Here is a 16,210-nt window from a genome sequence, read left to right on the forward strand (position 1 = left end):
TATGGCGGGGCTTGGGAGGTTACGGGGTATGTACGTCAGCTCGGAGCACCGGCGCCATGTCGCGCTGCGACGCATGGTGCTCGCGACCTCACTCCTGGCTGCCCTGCCCCTCGCCTCCGCCCGGGCGCAGCAAACGGCGGCCTCGTCCGCCGAGACGCTGGCCCCGGTCAATGTCACGATCACCGGCTCGCGCATTCGCGGGACCGACGTGGAGACGGCCCAGCCCGTGTTCACCATGGACCGCCAGGCCATCCGTGCCACGGGCCTCACCAGCCTGGGCGACATCGTCGCGCGCATGCCGTCCGCCTCCATGCCGGAGCTCACGCCGCAGGATACGCTGTCCTCCAACAATGACGCCGGCGGCCGTTATGCCAACCTGCGCAACCTGGGCGCGGTGCGCACGCTGGTCCTGGTGAACGGGCGCCGCTGGACCGCCAGCCTGGGTGGCCTGACCGATCTCTCTACCATTCCCGTCTCGATCGTCGAGCGCATCGAAGTGCTGAAGGATGGCGCGTCGTCCATCTACGGATCGGACGCCATCGGGGGCGTGGTGAACATCATCACCACCGACCGGTTCGAAGGCGCTTCCGCCGATCTCTTCTACGGCGTGAACGGCCGGGGCGACGGGGCGCAGAAAAACGGCACGTTCACCTGGGGCAGGAGCAACGAACGCGCATCCATCATCCTCGGCGCGAGCTACGAGGACGGCGATGCCCTGCGCGACGGCGAGCGGTCAACCACCCGTAGCGCCTACGGCCCGCGGCATGCGGACGACGGTTTCGGCATGGGGCCCTACGGTGGCGTGGTCGATCCACGTGCTCCGGCCGATCGCTACGTCATCGACCATGCCGGCGGCGTGGTGGGCGACACGGCGAACTTCGCCAACTACCATCCGTACGATGTCGCCAGCAACGTGGACAAGTACTCCACCGCCCAGGACATGACATTCCGCGCCGGGAGCAAGTTGCGCAACCTGTTCGGCACGGGCCGCTATAACCTCACCGACGATATCGTCCTGCGCGGGATGACCAGCTATGGCGTGCGCGATACGCGCAGCCAGGCCGCCGGCTACCCGCTGGAGAGCGGCGCGGGGCGGCAGCAAGGGTTGTTCATCGATCCGGCGAACGCGTACAACCCCTTCCCCGGCTATGCCACATCGTTCTTCCGGCGTACCACCGAGCTCCCGCGCATGATCTGGGCCAAGAGCAAGACCCTGCATGCGGACGCCGGCGCGGAGGGAACGTTCCAGTGGATCGCCCACACCTGGAACTGGGACGTCACCTACGCCTATTCCGAGACACGCGCCAGCCGGACCACCAGCGGCAATATCGACCTGGTGAACGCGCGCAAGGCACTGGGGCCTACCGCCACGATCGACGGCCAGACCGTCTGTGCCGACGCCGCCGATCGTGCCGCGGGCTGCGTGCCGTGGAACATCCTCGCCGGCCCGGGCGGTACTCCCGACGCGGTGTGGAACTACGTGGCCTCCACCACCACGGCCCGCCAGGTCACCCGGACCAACGACCTGGTCGCCAATCTCACCGGTGGCCTGTTCGACCTGCCCGCCGGCACGCTGCGTGCCGCCGGAGGCGTGGAACATCGTCGCGAGAATGGCCGCTATACGCCCGATCCCGCGGATTCCGCCGGCCTGACCACGCAACTCGCGAGCGACCCCACCGACGGCGGCTATATCGTCAACGAGGCCTACCTCGAATTCGACGTTCCCCTGCTCACCGACCTGCCGCTGGCACGCGAGCTCGCCGTGAACGCATCCACCCGATATTCGCACTACTCCGCATTCGGCGGACGCACGAACAACAAGTACAGCTTCCGCTGGAAGCCGTTCGACGACCTGCTGTTGCGCGGTACCTACGCCCAGGGATTCCGCGCACCCACCGTGGCGGATCTCTACGCCGGATCGAGCGAGAGCTTCGAGAGCTTCCTCGACCCCTGCGACAGCGCCTACGGCGCCTCGGCGACCGACGCCGCCGTGCGTGCCCGCTGTGGCGCGGCCGGCGTGCCGGGCAACTACCGGCAGATCGACCAGTCCGGCGCGCAGATCGGTTCGGCGACCGGCGGACAGAGCCCGACGGCCTTCCGCACCGGCGCCAACCCGGCGCTGAAACCGGAATCGTCGATCACGCGTACGGCCGGCCTTGTCTACAGCCCGGGTTATCTCGACGGGCTCGACATAACGCTCGACTACTACAAGATCGACATCAGCGATGTCATCACGCCCATCCTCGCGGGCGACATCCTCGATTTCTGCTACGTGCGCAACGATCCCACCTGGTGCGGCCGCTTCGCGCGAGCCGCCGACGGCCACATCGCCACGCTCGACGAAAGCCTCGCCAACCTCGGTACGCTGCGCACCGAAGGCTACGATCTCGGCTTGCACTATCGATTCCCGGAAACCCGCTACGGCGAGTTCACGCTGCTCTCGGACAGCACTTACCTGAAGGATTACACGCAGGTCAGTAGCCCAGGCGCCGCGCCGCGCCACCTGGCCGGTTACATGAGCGGCGCGCAGGGTCTTTACCGCGTGCGTTCGAACCTTTCGCTCGACTGGTCGTGGCGTCGTTTCGGCGCCACATGGACGACGCGGTATTTCTCCGGGCTGAAGGATTCGTGCTGGTCGGCGGACGTGGAATGCAACCGTCCCGGCGAACTCAACGCATTGACCGGCGTCACCGGCGTCAGTCGAAAAGGCGGCGTCGCGTTCCACGACCTCCAGCTTCGCTGGCAAGCGCCGTGGAATGGCAATGTCCGGCTGGGCGTGAACAACGTGTTCGGCCGCAAGGGGCCGTTCTACTACAACGTGTCCAGTGCCGGCGGCGGCAGCCCGCCCTACAACCCCGCGTTCGACATCGACCGCTACTTCTACCTGGGTTACCAGCAGAAGTTCTGAGCACCGTGCCGGTGCGGCAACAAGCCACACGCAGGATATTCCCTACTTCGCACGATCCAGCGCCATTCCGAAAGCCTGGATAGGAATCGGTCTCAAACTCTTGCAGTAGCATGAAGCTCGCGTTATGTTCGCGTTACGTCGCTTCACGCTATCGGGTTGGCGCGACGTGGGTGTCCCCACACCCCAGACCCTCTTTACCCCCACAAACGAGTGCCGCTAGCGGCGCTACTACAAGCTGTTCAGCCTTGCCACAAAGCAGGGCCAGGGAGACTTTGACTCATGACAAGCACCACCCTGTTCGCGCGCTCTCGCGTGTTCAAGCGCACCGCGCTCGTCTCGGCACTTGGCGCCTGCCTGCTGGCCGGCACCGCGTATGCGCAGAGCACCGTCGGCGACATCTACGGCAGCGCCGCCGCCTCGCAGACCATCCAGATCCAGAACCTCGGCTCGGGCGCCTCGCGCACCGTCACCGTCGACGAAGACGGCCGCTACCGCGCCTCGTCGCTGCCGATCGGCAGCTACCGCATCAATGTGCAGCAGAACGGCCAGACCGTCTCCAGCCGCGACATCAACGTCGTCGCCGGCCAGTCCGCGCAGGTGAACTTCGCCGCGCCGGCCACGTCCGACGCCAGCGCGCAGGCACTCGACACCGTTACCGTGTCGGCCAACGCCCTCGCCGCGATCGACGTCGCTTCCGTCGAGTCTCGCACCAGCTTCACCGCCGACCAGCTCAATAGCCTGCCCGTGCCGCGCAACGTCGTCGACGTCGCCGCGCTCACCCCGGGCACGGTCAAGGGCGACTCCGCCTTCGGCAACCTGCCGTCGTTCGGTGGCGCCTCGGTCGCCGAGAACAGCTACTACGTCAACGGCTTCAACGTCACCAACCTCTACAACAACCTGTCGTTCTCGGAAGTGCCGTTCCAGGCCATCCAGCAGCTCGACGTGCAGACCGGCGGCTACGGCGCACAGTACGGCTTCTCCACCGGCGGCGTGACCTCGGTGATCACCAAGCGCGGCACCAACGAGTGGAAGGGTGGCGCGAGCTGGGTCTACACCCCGGCCTGGGGCCGCGAGCAGCAGCCGACCACGTACACCAAGGATGGCAACCTCTACCGCACCTACCAGAAGAACAACGACAACGACAACGTCTATTCGGCGTGGCTCGGTGGCGCGCTGGTGAAGGACAAGCTGTTCTTCTATGGCATCTTCCAGTCGCATCGCGAAACCGAGACCGCCTACCCGGGCGCCACCAGCTCGGCCGCCGCGCAGCGCAACACCTACAGCGATCCGTTCTACCTGATCAAGCTGGACTGGAACATCAACGATTCGAACATCCTCGAGTGGACGGGGATGAACAACACGAAGCACACGACGAATCGTTACTACAACTCCGAGATCGATGGCGAAGGCAAGCCCTTCACCGACGATTACCTCGGCCGTCGTCATGTGAAGACCGGCGGCGACGTCAACATCTTCAAGTACACCAGCTACCTCACCGACGACCTCACGCTGTCCGCCCAGTGGGGCAAGATGAAGAGCAAGAACTCTTCGGACTATGTCAGCGCGGACGGCACCGTCACCAAGTACAACGGTGACATCAACGGAGCCAACTCGGGTTGCCCGTACGTGATCGACCGTCGCTCCAGCACGCTCAGCGGCGCGACCGACCCGGTCCATTCGTGCTATCTGGCCAGCACCATCGACCGTTTCAACGGCGAAGACCAGCGCACGGCCTACCGCGTCGACCTCGACTGGAAGATCGGCGACCACGATATCGCTGGCGGTTACTCGCGCGAGAAGTGGAAGTCCGACTCCGGCCAGAGCTACGCCGGTGGCGCGCTGTACTACTACCGCACGAATGCCGCGGGCACCGATTACGTGTCGCAGTACAACTACCGCACGGGCGGTTCGGTCGCGATCGACCAGAAGTCCTGGTATCTGCAGGACAACTGGCAGGTGACCGACAAGTTCCTCGCCTACATCGGCGTGCGCAACGACTCGTTCAACAACAAGAACGGCGCCGCCGAGAACTTCGTCCGCCAGGGCAACATCTGGCAGCCGCGCCTCGGCTTCTCGTGGGACCTGTTCGGCGACTCCACGACGAAGATCTTCGGTACCGCCGGCCGCTACTCGCTGCCGATCGCCGCGAACGTCGCCCTGCGCGCCGCGACCGCCTCGTACTACACGATCCAGAACTTCTCGTACTCGTCGATCGATCCGGTCACGGGCGTTCCGACCCTGGGCGCACCGCTCAGCGGCCAGTCCATCGTGAACGGTGAGAACGGCAGCACCCCGGATCCACGCTCGGTCGCCACCAAGGACCTCAAGCCGTACTCGCAGGATGAATTCATCCTCGGCTTCCAGCACCGCATCACCAGCGACAACGAGTTCCTCAACGACTGGGTTGTCGGCGCGAAGGCGACGTACCGCAAGCTCAACAACGCCATCGACGACACGTGCGACTGGCGTCCGTTCTACGCCTACGGCCAGTCGCTGGGCCTGAACATGGACGCCAATGGCGACCAGTTCACCCCGCCGGCGACCATGCCGGGTTGCTTCATCTACAACCCGGGCAGCAAGGTCAACATCGACGTCGACCTCGACGGCAGCGGCGTCCTGCGCAACGTGTCCATTCCGGGCACCGCGTTCGGCGAGAAGGCCAAGCGCACGTACGAAGCCGTCACGCTCTCGGCCGAGAAGGCGACCGACAAGTGGTACGTCAACGCGTCGTACACCTGGTCGAAGAACCGCGGCAACACCGAAGGTCTCGTGAAGTCGGACAACGGCCAGGACGACACCGGTACCACCAGTGCGTTCGACTACCCGGAACTGATGGTCGGTGCGACCGGCTACCTGCCGAACGACCGTCGCCACAGCTTCAAGATCTACGGCGGCTACAAGATCACGCCGGAATGGTCGGTCGGCGTGAACGGCTTGCTCGAATCGGGTCGTCCGACCAGCTGCTTCGGCGGCGGCGACGAGACGGTTGGCGGCATCCCGAGCTACAACTCCGAGTTCTTCTACTGCGAAGGCAAGATCTCGGGTCGTGGCCGTGCCAAGCGCCTGCCGTGGACCTGGTCGGTCAGCCCGAACGTGGTCTACACCCCGGCTTATGCCAAGGGCCTGACCGTTCAGCTCGACCTGATCAACGCGTTCAACAACGACAAGCCCACCGCGATCAGCGAAATCGCCGAGAACGGTGCTGACCAGACGTACTACAGCACGACCTACCGCGTGCCGACGTACTACCAGACCCCGCGTTACTTCCGTCTGATGGTGCAGTACGACTTCAGCCTGTAAGACCTGCGAACCGTCGCCTCGGCGACGCTAACGCGAAAAGGGCCGCCCATTCGGGCGGCCCTTTTTTTTGCGGGAGTCGCCCCTGTCGGCGATCCCGCGACGCTTTGGTGGGAGCCGACCTTGTCGGCGATGGGTGCTTGCCTCGCGCCGGCCCGCTACCTCGGGATCGCCGACAGGGGCGGCTCCCGCCAGGGCGGCTTTAGAGAACCAGGGGGCGGTCCGGCAACTGGTTCTCGCGCGGTTTGCCGTCGCCGGGGAAATGCCGTGCCAGCAGGGCACCGGCTTCCGATACGCCGGTCAGCAGGCCTTCGCGGAAACGTCCCTGGATGAATTCATTACGCATGTGCGCGGTGATCGCTTCCCACTCGGCTGGCGTCACCACCTTCGCGATGCCGCGGTCTGCGACGATCTCGATGCGGTGTTCGGCGAGCAGCACGTAGAGAAGAACGCCACAGTTGTCGTCGGTATCCCAGACACGCAGATGCGAGAACAGCATCGCCGCGCGATCCCGCGCGGTAACGCCCGCGGCGACCGACGAGAACGGCAGGCGTGATTCGATCGCCACGCGCAATTCACCACGGTGCCTGTCCTCGCCCGCGGCCACCGTTTTCGCGATGGCGTCGAGCGTCGCCGGTGGGAAATGCCGCCCGATCTGGAACCACGCTCCGAACAGGTTGGTCGCGATACGTTGCATGTCCATCACCAACTCCCCGACGCGCCGCCGCCGCCGAAACTGCCGCCGCCTCCACTGAAGCCGCCGCCGCCGAGGCCGCCGCCGCCGAATCCCCCACCACCAAAACCGCCGCCACCGAAGCCACCCCAGCCACCGCCGCCGATCGAACGGCCGGCACCAAAGGGAATGGCCATCAGGACGGCACCGGCGACGAGGCCGAGCACGCCGCCGAGAATGGAATGCATGAACAACCAGCCGAGGCCACCCGTGATCGCTCCACCCAGCGGCATGCGCACACCCAGCGGGGCCCGACCGAGGATGCCGCGAAGGAAGATCACGCCGAAGATGAGCGGCAGGAGTAGCCCGCTTCCTCCACCACGCCGCTTCTCGTGACTCTCATCGGGAGCGACAGGCGCGGGAAGCGCTTCGCCTTGCACGATCTGGGTGATCGCGTTGAGCGCCTCGTCGATGCCACCGTAGTAGTCGTTGGCGCGTAGCTTCGGCGCCATGTACTCACGGATGATCCGCGAGGCGATGGCATCGGGCAGCGCGCCTTCCAGGCCATAGCCGACTTCGATACGGACGCGCCTGTCGTTCTTTGCCAGCAGGAGCAGCACGCCGTCGTCCGGCCCTTCCCTTCCCACCTTGTTCGTCTCGGCCACCTTGAGCGAGTAACTTTCCAGGTCGTCGGGCTGGGTCGTCGGCACCATCACCACGACCACCTGCGATCCCTTCGCCTTTTCCAGCGCGACCAGCCGGGCGTCCAGCTGGTCGACCTGTTCCGGCGTCAGCGTACCGGTGAGATCGGTGACGTGGCGGGTGAGTTTCGGCACGACGGCGTCTTCCGCCAGTGCCGCCAGAGGCGGCACCAGCAGGGCGACGGCGAACAACAGCCCCGCCGCGAAACGACGCATCAGCGGCCGGCCGAGGAAGCCGGGGCCGGGTTGCTGCCGAAATCGACGGTCGGCGCGGACGAGATGGCCTTCTCGTTCTCGACGCTGAAGTTCGGTTTGACCTGGTAACCCATGACCTTGGCGGTCAGGTTGTTCGGGAACGAGCGGATCAGCGTGTTGTACGACTGCACGGCCGCGACGTAGCGATTGCGCGCGACGGTGATGCGGTTTTCGGTCCCTTCGAGCTGGGCTTGCAGGTCGCGGAAGGACCCATCGGCCTTGAGTTGCGGATAGTTCTCGCTGACCACCATCAGGCGCGATAGCGCACTGGTCAGCTGGCCCTGGGCGGCCTGGAACTTGGCCAGCGCCTCAGGATCGTTGAGCAGTTCCGGGGTGATCTGGGCCTGGCCGACCTTCGCGCGGGCATTGGTCACCTCGGTGAGTACGCGCTCCTCGTGCTGGGCGTAGCCCTTCACGGTATTGACCAGGTTGGGCACCAGGTCGGCACGGCGCTGGTACTGGTTCAGTACTTCGGACCAGGCGGCCTTCACCGCCTCGTCCTCGCGCTGGATGGCGTTGTAGCCGCAGCCGGAGAGGAACCCGGCGAAAAGTACGAGTGCGAAAGCGCGGACGAGTGTCTTCATGGCGGACGGTTCCTTGAGGTGTGCCCGCAACAACTTACCCTAAAGCCCTGGCCTGCGGATAACGGGCGGTTCCTGCCGGGGCCCGGTCAGCCGAGGAGCCGCGGACCGAGGATCAGGCCCCAACTCACCACTACCATCGTCAGCAGCAGGAAAACGGCTGCTGACCCCATGTCCTTGGCCCGGCCCGCCAGCTCGTGGAATTCCGGGCTGACCTTGTCCACCACCGCCTCGATCGCCGAATTGAGCAGTTCGGCCGAGAGGACCAGGATCGGGAAGGTGATCAGCACGATCTTCTCGACCGCGCCCTGGCCCAGCCAGAGACCCAGGGGGACGACCACGACCGCGAGAAAAACCTCAAGCCGGAAGGAGGCTTCGTGGCGGAAGGCGGCCCGCAGGCCCTTCATGGACCACAGGAACGCCGCGTAGATCTGTCGCGGCCCGCGCCGCTCCGTCGATGCCATGGGGGGTCAGGCCGCCCGGGGCAGGGCCGGACGGGCAGTCCGGACGACAGGATTTTGCGAACACTGCTGCATCGGCTCTGGATGGGCGGTGGGAATGGGCCGGTATCATGCCACAGGCAGCCTTGGCTCCGGCTTATGCCGCCGCACGCGTGGCGAATCGACGCGCCCCTCTGGCGCCGCAGCATAACCGGACGGACCATTTGTATTACGCTTGAACGGTTGTGACTCCGTTCAGGGTCACGGCGACGGGAACCGGGCCTCCAGCCCGGTTCACTGTTTCCAATGTGTCCGGAAAATACATGGCAATCCAGAACCCGCCCGTTTCACAGACCAAGTCCTTCAGCACGGTCTTCCTCATCGAGATGTGGGAGCGATTCGGCTTCTACGGCATGCAGGTGCTGATGGTCACCTATATGGTGAAGAAGCTCGGCTTCGCCGACGTCGACGCCAACCTCGTCTGGGGCGCGGCTTCCGCCCTGATCTACGCCACGCCGGCGATTGGCGGCTGGATCGGTGACAAGTTCCTCGGCACGCGCCGCACGATGCTGACCGGCGCGGTCGTCCTGATGTTCGGTTATGCCCTGCTCTGGATACCGACCAACAACACCTATTTCCTGTATCTCGCCCTGGGCGTGATCATCCTCGGCAACGGCCTGTTCAAGCCCAACGCGGGCAACCTCGTGCGCAAGATCTACGAGGGCGACGAAGTCCGCATCGACAGCGCGTTCACCATCTACTACATGGCGGTGAACATCGGCTCGACGATCTCGATGCTGCTCACCCCGTGGATCCGTGACTATGTCGGCGCGCACTACAGCGATGCACTGGGCTGGCATACCGCCTTCGGCGTCTGCTCGATCGGCCTGATCCTCGGCCTGGTCAACTATTTCTTCATGCGCCGCACCCTGGCCCACATCGGCTCGGACTGCGACGAGCGGCCGCCGGTGCTGAAGAATGTCCTCGGCGTGATCGTGGGCGGCCTGATCATCATCGCCGCCTCGGCCTACATCCTGCAGAACCAGGGCGTGGCCGAGGCCTGCGTCTACGCCGCCGGCGTCGTGATCCTCGGCATCTTCGTCCACCTGATCCGATCCAGCGAGCCGGGCGAACGCGCCGGGCTCATCGCCGCGCTGGTGCTGACGGTGCAGACGATCTTCTTCTTCATTTTCTACCAGCAGATGTCGACCTCGCTGAACCTGTTCGCCCAGCGCAACGTCGACCTCGACTTCAACCTGTTCGGCTTCCAGTTGTTCCGCTGGATTCCAGAACAGTTCCAGTCGCTCAACGCCATCTGGATCGTCATCCTTTCGCCGATCCTGGTCTGGATCTACAACTCCCTGGGCAAGCACGGCAAGGACTTCCCGGTCGCGGCCAAGTTCGCACTCGGCTTCGCCGCCGTCGCCGCCGGCTTTTTCATGTACGGGCTGGGTGCGACCACCGCCATCAATGGCGCCATCTCGTCGTGGTACATGGTCTGGGGCTACGGGCTGTATTCGCTGGGCGAAGTGCTGGTGAGCGGCCTTGGCCTGGCCATGATCGCCCGCTACGTACCGGCACGCATGGGTGGTTTCATGATGGGCGCCTATTACGTGGCGTCCGGCGTTTCCCAGTACATGGGTAGCGTCGTCGCCAACTACGCCGCCATCCCGGACAACATCACGAACCCGCTCGAGTCGCTGGCGATCTACACCAGCCTGTTCAACAAACTCGGCTTCGTGGGCCTGCTCTGCACCGCCATCGCCGTGGCCATGCTGCCGCTGATGAAAAAGCTGTCGCTGAACCACGCACTGGCGAACGTGCCGCCGGTGCCGCCCGTACATAACGAAGACCTGTGACACGGTGAAGGGCCGTTCCCTCGCGGAGCGGCCCTTTCGCCATGAAGAGACTTACCGTGAGCGACAATCTGCGCATGCCATCGTCCCGCTCCGGTCCCTTCGCGCTCGCGCGCACGCTCGCCTGGCTCCGCCTCTGTGCCATCGCCGGCCAGAGCGTGGCGATCCTTTCCTGTGTCACCCTGCTCAAGCTGGATATCCCCCTCCTGCCGCTGATGATCGGCGTGTGCGTGCTCGCGGTGTTCGCCGCCGCGGCATCGTTCCGGCTGGGGATGCCGTGGAAGGTCAGCGAGGGCGAGGCTATCGTTCATATCGCGGCCGACACGCTGGTCCTCGGTTACCTGCTCTATTTCACCGGCGGCGCGGCGAATCCCTTCGTCACGCTCTTGCTGGTGCCGATCGCGCTATCGGCGGCCGCGCTGTCGATCGCCGGGGTGTCGCTCGTGGCGATCCTCACCGGCGTGGCCTATGTGCTGCTGGTGCCCTACCACTTGCCGCTGCCCACGCTCGGCAACAAGAGCCTGGACTTCGACCTGTACGTGGCGGGCATGGGAGTCAACTTCGTCATCATGGCGATCCTCCTCGGCGTCTTCATCAGTAACCTCGCCAAGGCGATCCGGGTGCAGCAGGGAGAAGTCCAGCGCGTGCGCGAGCGCGCATTGCGCGACGAGGGCATCCTGGCCATCGCCACCCAGGCGGCCGGCGCCGCGCACGAACTGAACACGCCGCTGTCGACGATGCGCACGCTCCTGCCGGAGATCCGCCGCGAACACGCCACCGACAATGCGCTGGGCGAAGACCTCGACCTGCTCCAGGGCCAGGTCGAACGCTGCCGTACGATCCTCCGCGAGATGGTCGCCTTCGGCCAGGCGCAGTTGTCGCAAGTACCCGAGAAGGTCACTCTGGATGAGTTCGTCCACGGCTGCCTGGAGCGCTTCCAGTTGCTCAGGCCCGAGGCCGATGTGTCCCTCCAGCTCGAGCCCGGTGCCGGCCGTATCGCACTCCGTTCGCCGCCAGGACTGCGTCACGCCCTGATCAACCTGCTCAATAATGCCGCGGACGCGTCCGCGCTGAACGAAAGCGCCGCCGTCACCCTAGGGGTCGGCATCGTCGGGCCGTGGCTCGAACTGGTGGTCACCGACGAGGGACCGGGATTCGACGAATTCGACGAGCTGGGCACGCTCGGGCTGTCGCAGAAAGCGACCGGCCTCGGCATCGGCCTCGCCTTGGCCGAAGCCACCGCCGAACGCCTCGATGGCGAACTCTCCGCGAGCAATACCGGCCACGGCGCACAGATGCGCCTGCGCCTGCCCCTTCCGGTCATTGGAGACCATACATGAACGACCTCGTTCCACCCGGCGGGCGCCCGCTGCTGATCGTCGATGACGATGCCACGTTCGCCCGTGTACTAGGCCGCGCCCTCACCTCGCGCGGATTCGACGTGATCAGCTGCGACAACGCCGACGATGCGCGGGCCCTCGCCCGCCGTCACCAGCCACGATACTGCGTGCTCGACCTGAAGCTCGGCGACGAGAACGGGTTGCGCCTCATCCCGGAGTTGCAGTCGCTGGTTCCGGACATGCGCGTGCTGCTGCTTACCGGTTACGCGTCGATCGCCACCGCCGTGGAGGCCATCAAGCGCGGTGCGCACGATTACCTGGCCAAGCCGGTGGATGCGGACGCCGTGGTCCGTGCCCTGCTCGACGGCGATGCCGGGCCGGCCGACCTGGACGATCTGGTCGACGCACCGGATGCCCCGTTGCCGCTGCGCCGCCTCGAGTGGGAACACATCCAGCGTGTCCTGACCGAATGCGAAGGGAACATCTCCGAGACGGCACGTCGCCTCGGCATGCACCGCCGTACGCTGCAGCGCAAGCTCAGCAAGCATCCCGTACGCGAACGCCCCGACGAGCATTGACCATGCGCCATTTCTTCGCCCTCGTTTTCGCCTCACTCCTTGCCTCCGGTGCAAACCTGGCCCACGCCGACAACGGCATGGCCGGCATGGCGATGGGTCATGAGGCGCCGTTGGGCTTCGATGCCGCGTTCGATGCGGCGGGCCATCTTTGGGTCGTCGACACGGTAGGTGAGCATGTCCGAGCGCGGCGGTCCGATGACATGGGCCGTAGCTTCGCCATGTCCACCATCGTCAATCCCACCGGCGAACCCATCTACGCCGAAGGCGAGAACCGGCCGAAGATCGCCCTGGGTCCGGAGGGCGAGCTTTATGTCAGCTGGTCGCAGCCACGCAAGCTTCCGTGGACGGGTTTCGTACGCTTTTCGCGATCCCTCGACGGCGGCGCGCACTTCGACGCACCCATGACCGTGCACGCCGATCGCGCCGAGATCACTCACCGCTTCGATTCGCTTGCCGTCGATGGCAAGGGCAACGTGATCGTCGCCTGGATCGACAAGCGTGATGTCGAGGCGGCCAAGGCAAGCGGCAAACCCTATCTGGGCGCCGCTACTTACTACAGCTGGTCGAGCGATCGCGGCGCCACCTTCGCACCCGAGCGCAAGATTGTCGACGAAAGTTGCGAATGCTGCCGGATCGCCCTGGCGCGGGCGCCCGACGGCACGATCGACGCGTTCTTCCGTGCGATCTATGGCGACAACATCCGCGACCACGCCTTCGCCAACCTGCCCGTCGGCGAGAGCATGCCGAAGGTGGAACGCGCCACCTTCACCCAATGGCATATCGAAGGCTGCCCGCACCACGGTCCCTCGCTCGCGATCGACGCGGCGGGAACGCGCCACGCCGTCTGGTTCAGCGCAGCCGATGGCAAGGCGACAATCTGGTACGGTCAGCTGCACCCCGGCGACAAGCCCTCGCACCTCGCCACGGTCGCGGCGGCGGGTGCCTCCCACGCGGATATCGCAGTGGACGGGAAGCATGTGTGGATCGCCTACCACCAGGTATCCGCCAAGGGACTGGAGCTGATGCTGCGCGAATCGTCCGATGGCGGCACGAACTTCACGGAGGCGCGCGCCATCGCCCACGTCGATGGCGGATCGGGTTGGCCGAAGCTGCTGCTATGGCGACACCGCGCCTTCGTCGGCTGGAATCCTGACGGGCAATTCCGGCTGGTGCCGACGGAACTGCTATGAGGTACTGGCTCGCCGCACTGATCTGCCTGGTCGCGTCAGCGGCGTCCGCCGCCATACCCACCGTATTGACCCCTTTCGACACGAAAGCGCTCGTCGCCCCACCCGGCAAGGGCGTGCGCATCGTGGCGCTTTGGTCGCTGGATTGCGCCTATTGCGAGGAGAACCTCGCGGCGCTGCTTGCGTTCCAACGCAGCCATGCGGATGTGGAACTGATCTTCGTCGCCACCGATCCCGTCAGCGAAAGGGCGGCGCTGGAGGCACGGCTGAAAGCGGCCAGCCTCGATGCCGTGCCTTCGCGTGCTTATGCGGATGCGACGCCGGAGCGGATCAATTTCCTCATCGATCCGACATGGGGCGGGGAAACACCGCGGACGTTGGCCATCAAGGCGGATGGCACGCGCAAGGCGATGAGCGGGGCGTTGGATGCGGGGCGTATCGCGAAGCTGGTGGACTGAGGGCGCCCCCATCGCCGACAGGGTCGGCTCCCACCATAGCCGTCAGGCTTATGGGGTTCTCACTAGGCAGCCCGGAGATCGGCTTTGGTGGTGGGAGCCGACCCCGTCGGCGATACAACCTGGCCTCAGGCCTCCACCGGCTGCGGATGCGGAAACCGCACGCTGGCGATGCGACTGGCCCCGGGCAAGGACCGCAACTCCAGCGGCCACTGGAACCGATCCGACAACCGTCGCGCGATCGCCAGGTCGAACCCATGTCGGTCCACCGACGCATGCCGGCGGCTGCCGGCTTCGGGCATATCGAGTGCGGGGTTGATCACGCTCACGCTACCGGGCATCACGGTGACGACGATCGTGCCCTGGTCGGTCTGCTGCAAGGCATGCCGGATCAACTGGCCGCAGAGCACCGCGAAGACGCGTGGCGAGGCATGCAACGCGAAACTCGCCGGTTCGTCGAGGATCAACTCCACCGGACGTCCCGCGATCAGCTCGCGCGCATAGTCCACTTCCTGGCGCAGCACATTGTTCACCACGAAGTCTTCTTCCGCGAGGCCCTGGTCGGATTCACGAGAGAGGATGAGGAAAGCCTCGACGAGTGCTTCCAGTTCGCGCGTGGAACGGCGAATGCGCTCCAGCGAACGATGCCCGAAATCCGAAAGATCGGTCTCGTCGGCAAGCATGTCGGAAGACATCTTGATGACGGTCAGTGGACTGCGTAACTCATGGCTGGCGTCCCGCGTGAAGTTGCGCTCGCGCTCACCGAAGCCCTCGATACGCGTGGCAAGGCCATGCAGCCCGTGAATCAGCGACGAGACATCGCCATCGGCACTTCTCCCGTTCTCGCGATCCAGGCCTTCCATGTCGGGGCGATCGGGGTCCCAGCCTTCCAGCAGGCGCGCCAGCGCCGCTACGGGAATCCATTCACGCGACACCGCGAGCCAGGCCAGGCCGCCGGAACAAAGCATGATCGCGATCGCCGCTCCGATGGGGGCGACGTTGTTCGCCGCCATCAACGAAGCGATGATCACGACGATCGTCTGCAATGCGAAGACGATCGCGACGCGCGCGCGGAACGATCCGCGTCGGCGCCTGGTCCCCTGCGGTGCCCTGCCTTCCATCGATCAGTTCCGAACCCGCCCCCGCTTCATGCCGTCTGCGACGCGGCGACTTCGGAATCGAGGTCGGCCAGCCGGTACCCCGCTGAGTGGATCGTATGCAGCAGCGGCCGGTCGAACGGTTTGTCGATCACGCGGCGCAGGTTGTACAGGTGCGAGCGCAGCGTGTCGGAATCGGGCAGTGTATCGCCCCAGATTTCCCGTTCGATGTCACGACGGCTTACGACCCGCGGGGATTCACGCATGAGGATGGCGAGCAGCTTCAGGCCGATCGGCGAAACGGTGAGTTCCTGGCCACCACGGGTGAGGCGCAAGGTGGCGGTGTCGAGGGTCATGTCGCCCACGTTGAGGACCTCGGACGAGACCTGGCGGCGGTCGCGCCGGATCAGGGCACGCAGGCGCGCTTCCAGTTCGCGTACCTCGAAAGGCTTCACGAGGTAGTCGTCGGCACCGGCCTCGAGGCCTACGAGCTTGTCTTCCAGTGTGTCGCGCGCCGTGAGCATCAGCACCGGCGTGGACTTCTTGCCATCCTTGCGCAGCTTGCGGCATACATCGAGACCATCCATGCCCGGTAGCATGAGATCCAGCACGATGACGTCATAGCTGTTGGAAACCGCGAGGTGCAGGCCACTGACGCCATCGGCGGCGTAGTCGACGGAGTATCCCCTGCGTTCGAGGAACTCACCGACCATTTCGGCGATCTGGCGATTGTCCTCGACGAGAAGGATCAAACCCGCCTGTACGTCGTTGCTCATCGCTCCACTCCTCTGGTGATTCACAAATGTGAAGAGTTAACGGTCGGACCGGTGAGAACAGCGTGA

General features: G+C 65.2%; 13 protein-coding genes. 7 read left to right on the forward strand and 6 right to left on the reverse strand.

The annotated features are described in order from the left end of the window. The first annotated feature begins 28 nt into the window (after positions 1-28). Positions 29-2,908, forward strand: a complete 2,880-nt coding sequence (locus J2T07_RS17100) for a TonB-dependent receptor domain-containing protein (RefSeq protein WP_306851542.1) — start codon at positions 29-31, stop codon at positions 2,906-2,908. 279 nt (positions 2,909-3,187) lie between these two features. Next, a complete protein-coding gene (locus J2T07_RS17105) occupies positions 3,188-6,208 on the forward strand; it encodes a TonB-dependent receptor (protein WP_306851543.1) in 3,021 nt (1,006 codons plus the stop codon). 199 nt (positions 6,209-6,407) lie between these two features. Here J2T07_RS17105 and J2T07_RS17110 read toward each other — a convergent pair whose 3' ends face one another. The 4 genes from J2T07_RS17110 to J2T07_RS17125 form a co-directional block, all read right to left on the reverse strand. Continuing rightward, the gene (locus J2T07_RS17110) at positions 6,408-6,908 is read right to left on the reverse strand and encodes a TPM domain-containing protein (protein ID WP_306851545.1); all 501 of its coding nucleotides are present in this window, start codon (positions 6,906-6,908) and stop codon (positions 6,408-6,410) included. Then, positions 6,908-7,795, reverse strand: a complete 888-nt coding sequence (locus J2T07_RS17115) for a TPM domain-containing protein (protein WP_306851547.1) — start codon at positions 7,793-7,795, stop codon at positions 6,908-6,910. The genes J2T07_RS17110 and J2T07_RS17115 overlap by 1 nt, the downstream gene beginning before the upstream one ends. Beyond that, complete coding sequence (locus J2T07_RS17120; protein ID WP_306851549.1) at positions 7,795-8,418, reverse strand: LemA family protein; 624 nt, start codon at positions 8,416-8,418, stop codon at positions 7,795-7,797. The genes J2T07_RS17115 and J2T07_RS17120 overlap by 1 nt, the downstream gene beginning before the upstream one ends. An 86-nt stretch (positions 8,419-8,504) precedes the next feature. Next, positions 8,505-8,879 (reverse strand): diacylglycerol kinase, encoded by a 375-nt coding sequence (locus J2T07_RS17125; protein WP_306851551.1) that lies wholly within the window; start codon positions 8,877-8,879, stop codon positions 8,505-8,507. Between the two features lie 299 nt (positions 8,880-9,178). On the opposite strand from J2T07_RS17125, the gene J2T07_RS17130 reads away from it, so the two are divergent. From J2T07_RS17130 to J2T07_RS17150, 5 genes are read left to right on the forward strand one after another with little or no spacing between them, the layout of a single operon-like run. Further along, entirely contained in the window at positions 9,179-10,714 is a 1,536-nt protein-coding gene (locus tag J2T07_RS17130) for a peptide MFS transporter (protein WP_306851553.1), read from the forward strand. 41 nt (positions 10,715-10,755) lie between these two features. Continuing rightward, positions 10,756-12,051: an ATP-binding protein gene (locus J2T07_RS17135; RefSeq protein ID WP_430539373.1), complete on the forward strand. Its 1,296-nt coding sequence runs from the start codon at positions 10,756-10,758 to the stop codon at positions 12,049-12,051. After that, on the forward strand, positions 12,048-12,629 hold the full coding sequence (locus J2T07_RS17140; protein WP_306851555.1) for a response regulator transcription factor: 582 nt from the start codon (positions 12,048-12,050) through the stop codon (positions 12,627-12,629). The genes J2T07_RS17135 and J2T07_RS17140 overlap by 4 nt, the downstream gene beginning before the upstream one ends. A 2-nt stretch (positions 12,630-12,631) precedes the next feature. After that, positions 12,632-13,819, forward strand: a complete 1,188-nt coding sequence (locus J2T07_RS17145; RefSeq protein ID WP_306851557.1) for an exo-alpha-sialidase — start codon at positions 12,632-12,634, stop codon at positions 13,817-13,819. Continuing rightward, on the forward strand, positions 13,816-14,274 hold the full coding sequence (locus tag J2T07_RS17150; protein WP_306851558.1) for a hypothetical protein: 459 nt from the start codon (positions 13,816-13,818) through the stop codon (positions 14,272-14,274). The genes J2T07_RS17145 and J2T07_RS17150 overlap by 4 nt, the downstream gene beginning before the upstream one ends. A gap of 125 nt (positions 14,275-14,399) precedes the next feature. On the opposite strand, the gene J2T07_RS17155 is transcribed toward J2T07_RS17150, so the two are convergent. Both J2T07_RS17155 and J2T07_RS17160 read right to left on the reverse strand, forming a co-directional pair. Further along, positions 14,400-15,392, reverse strand: coding sequence for a sensor histidine kinase (locus J2T07_RS17155; RefSeq protein ID WP_306851560.1), 993 nt, complete (start codon positions 15,390-15,392; stop codon positions 14,400-14,402). Positions 15,393-15,418: 26 nt separating this feature from the next. Then, entirely contained in the window at positions 15,419-16,144 is a 726-nt protein-coding gene (locus J2T07_RS17160) for a response regulator transcription factor (protein ID WP_306851562.1), read from the reverse strand. Between the last annotated feature and the right edge of the window lie 66 nt (positions 16,145-16,210).

It is taken from the genome of Luteibacter jiangsuensis, assembly GCF_030812295.1.
GTDB classification, from domain to species: domain Bacteria; phylum Pseudomonadota; class Gammaproteobacteria; order Xanthomonadales; family Rhodanobacteraceae; genus Luteibacter; species Luteibacter jiangsuensis_A.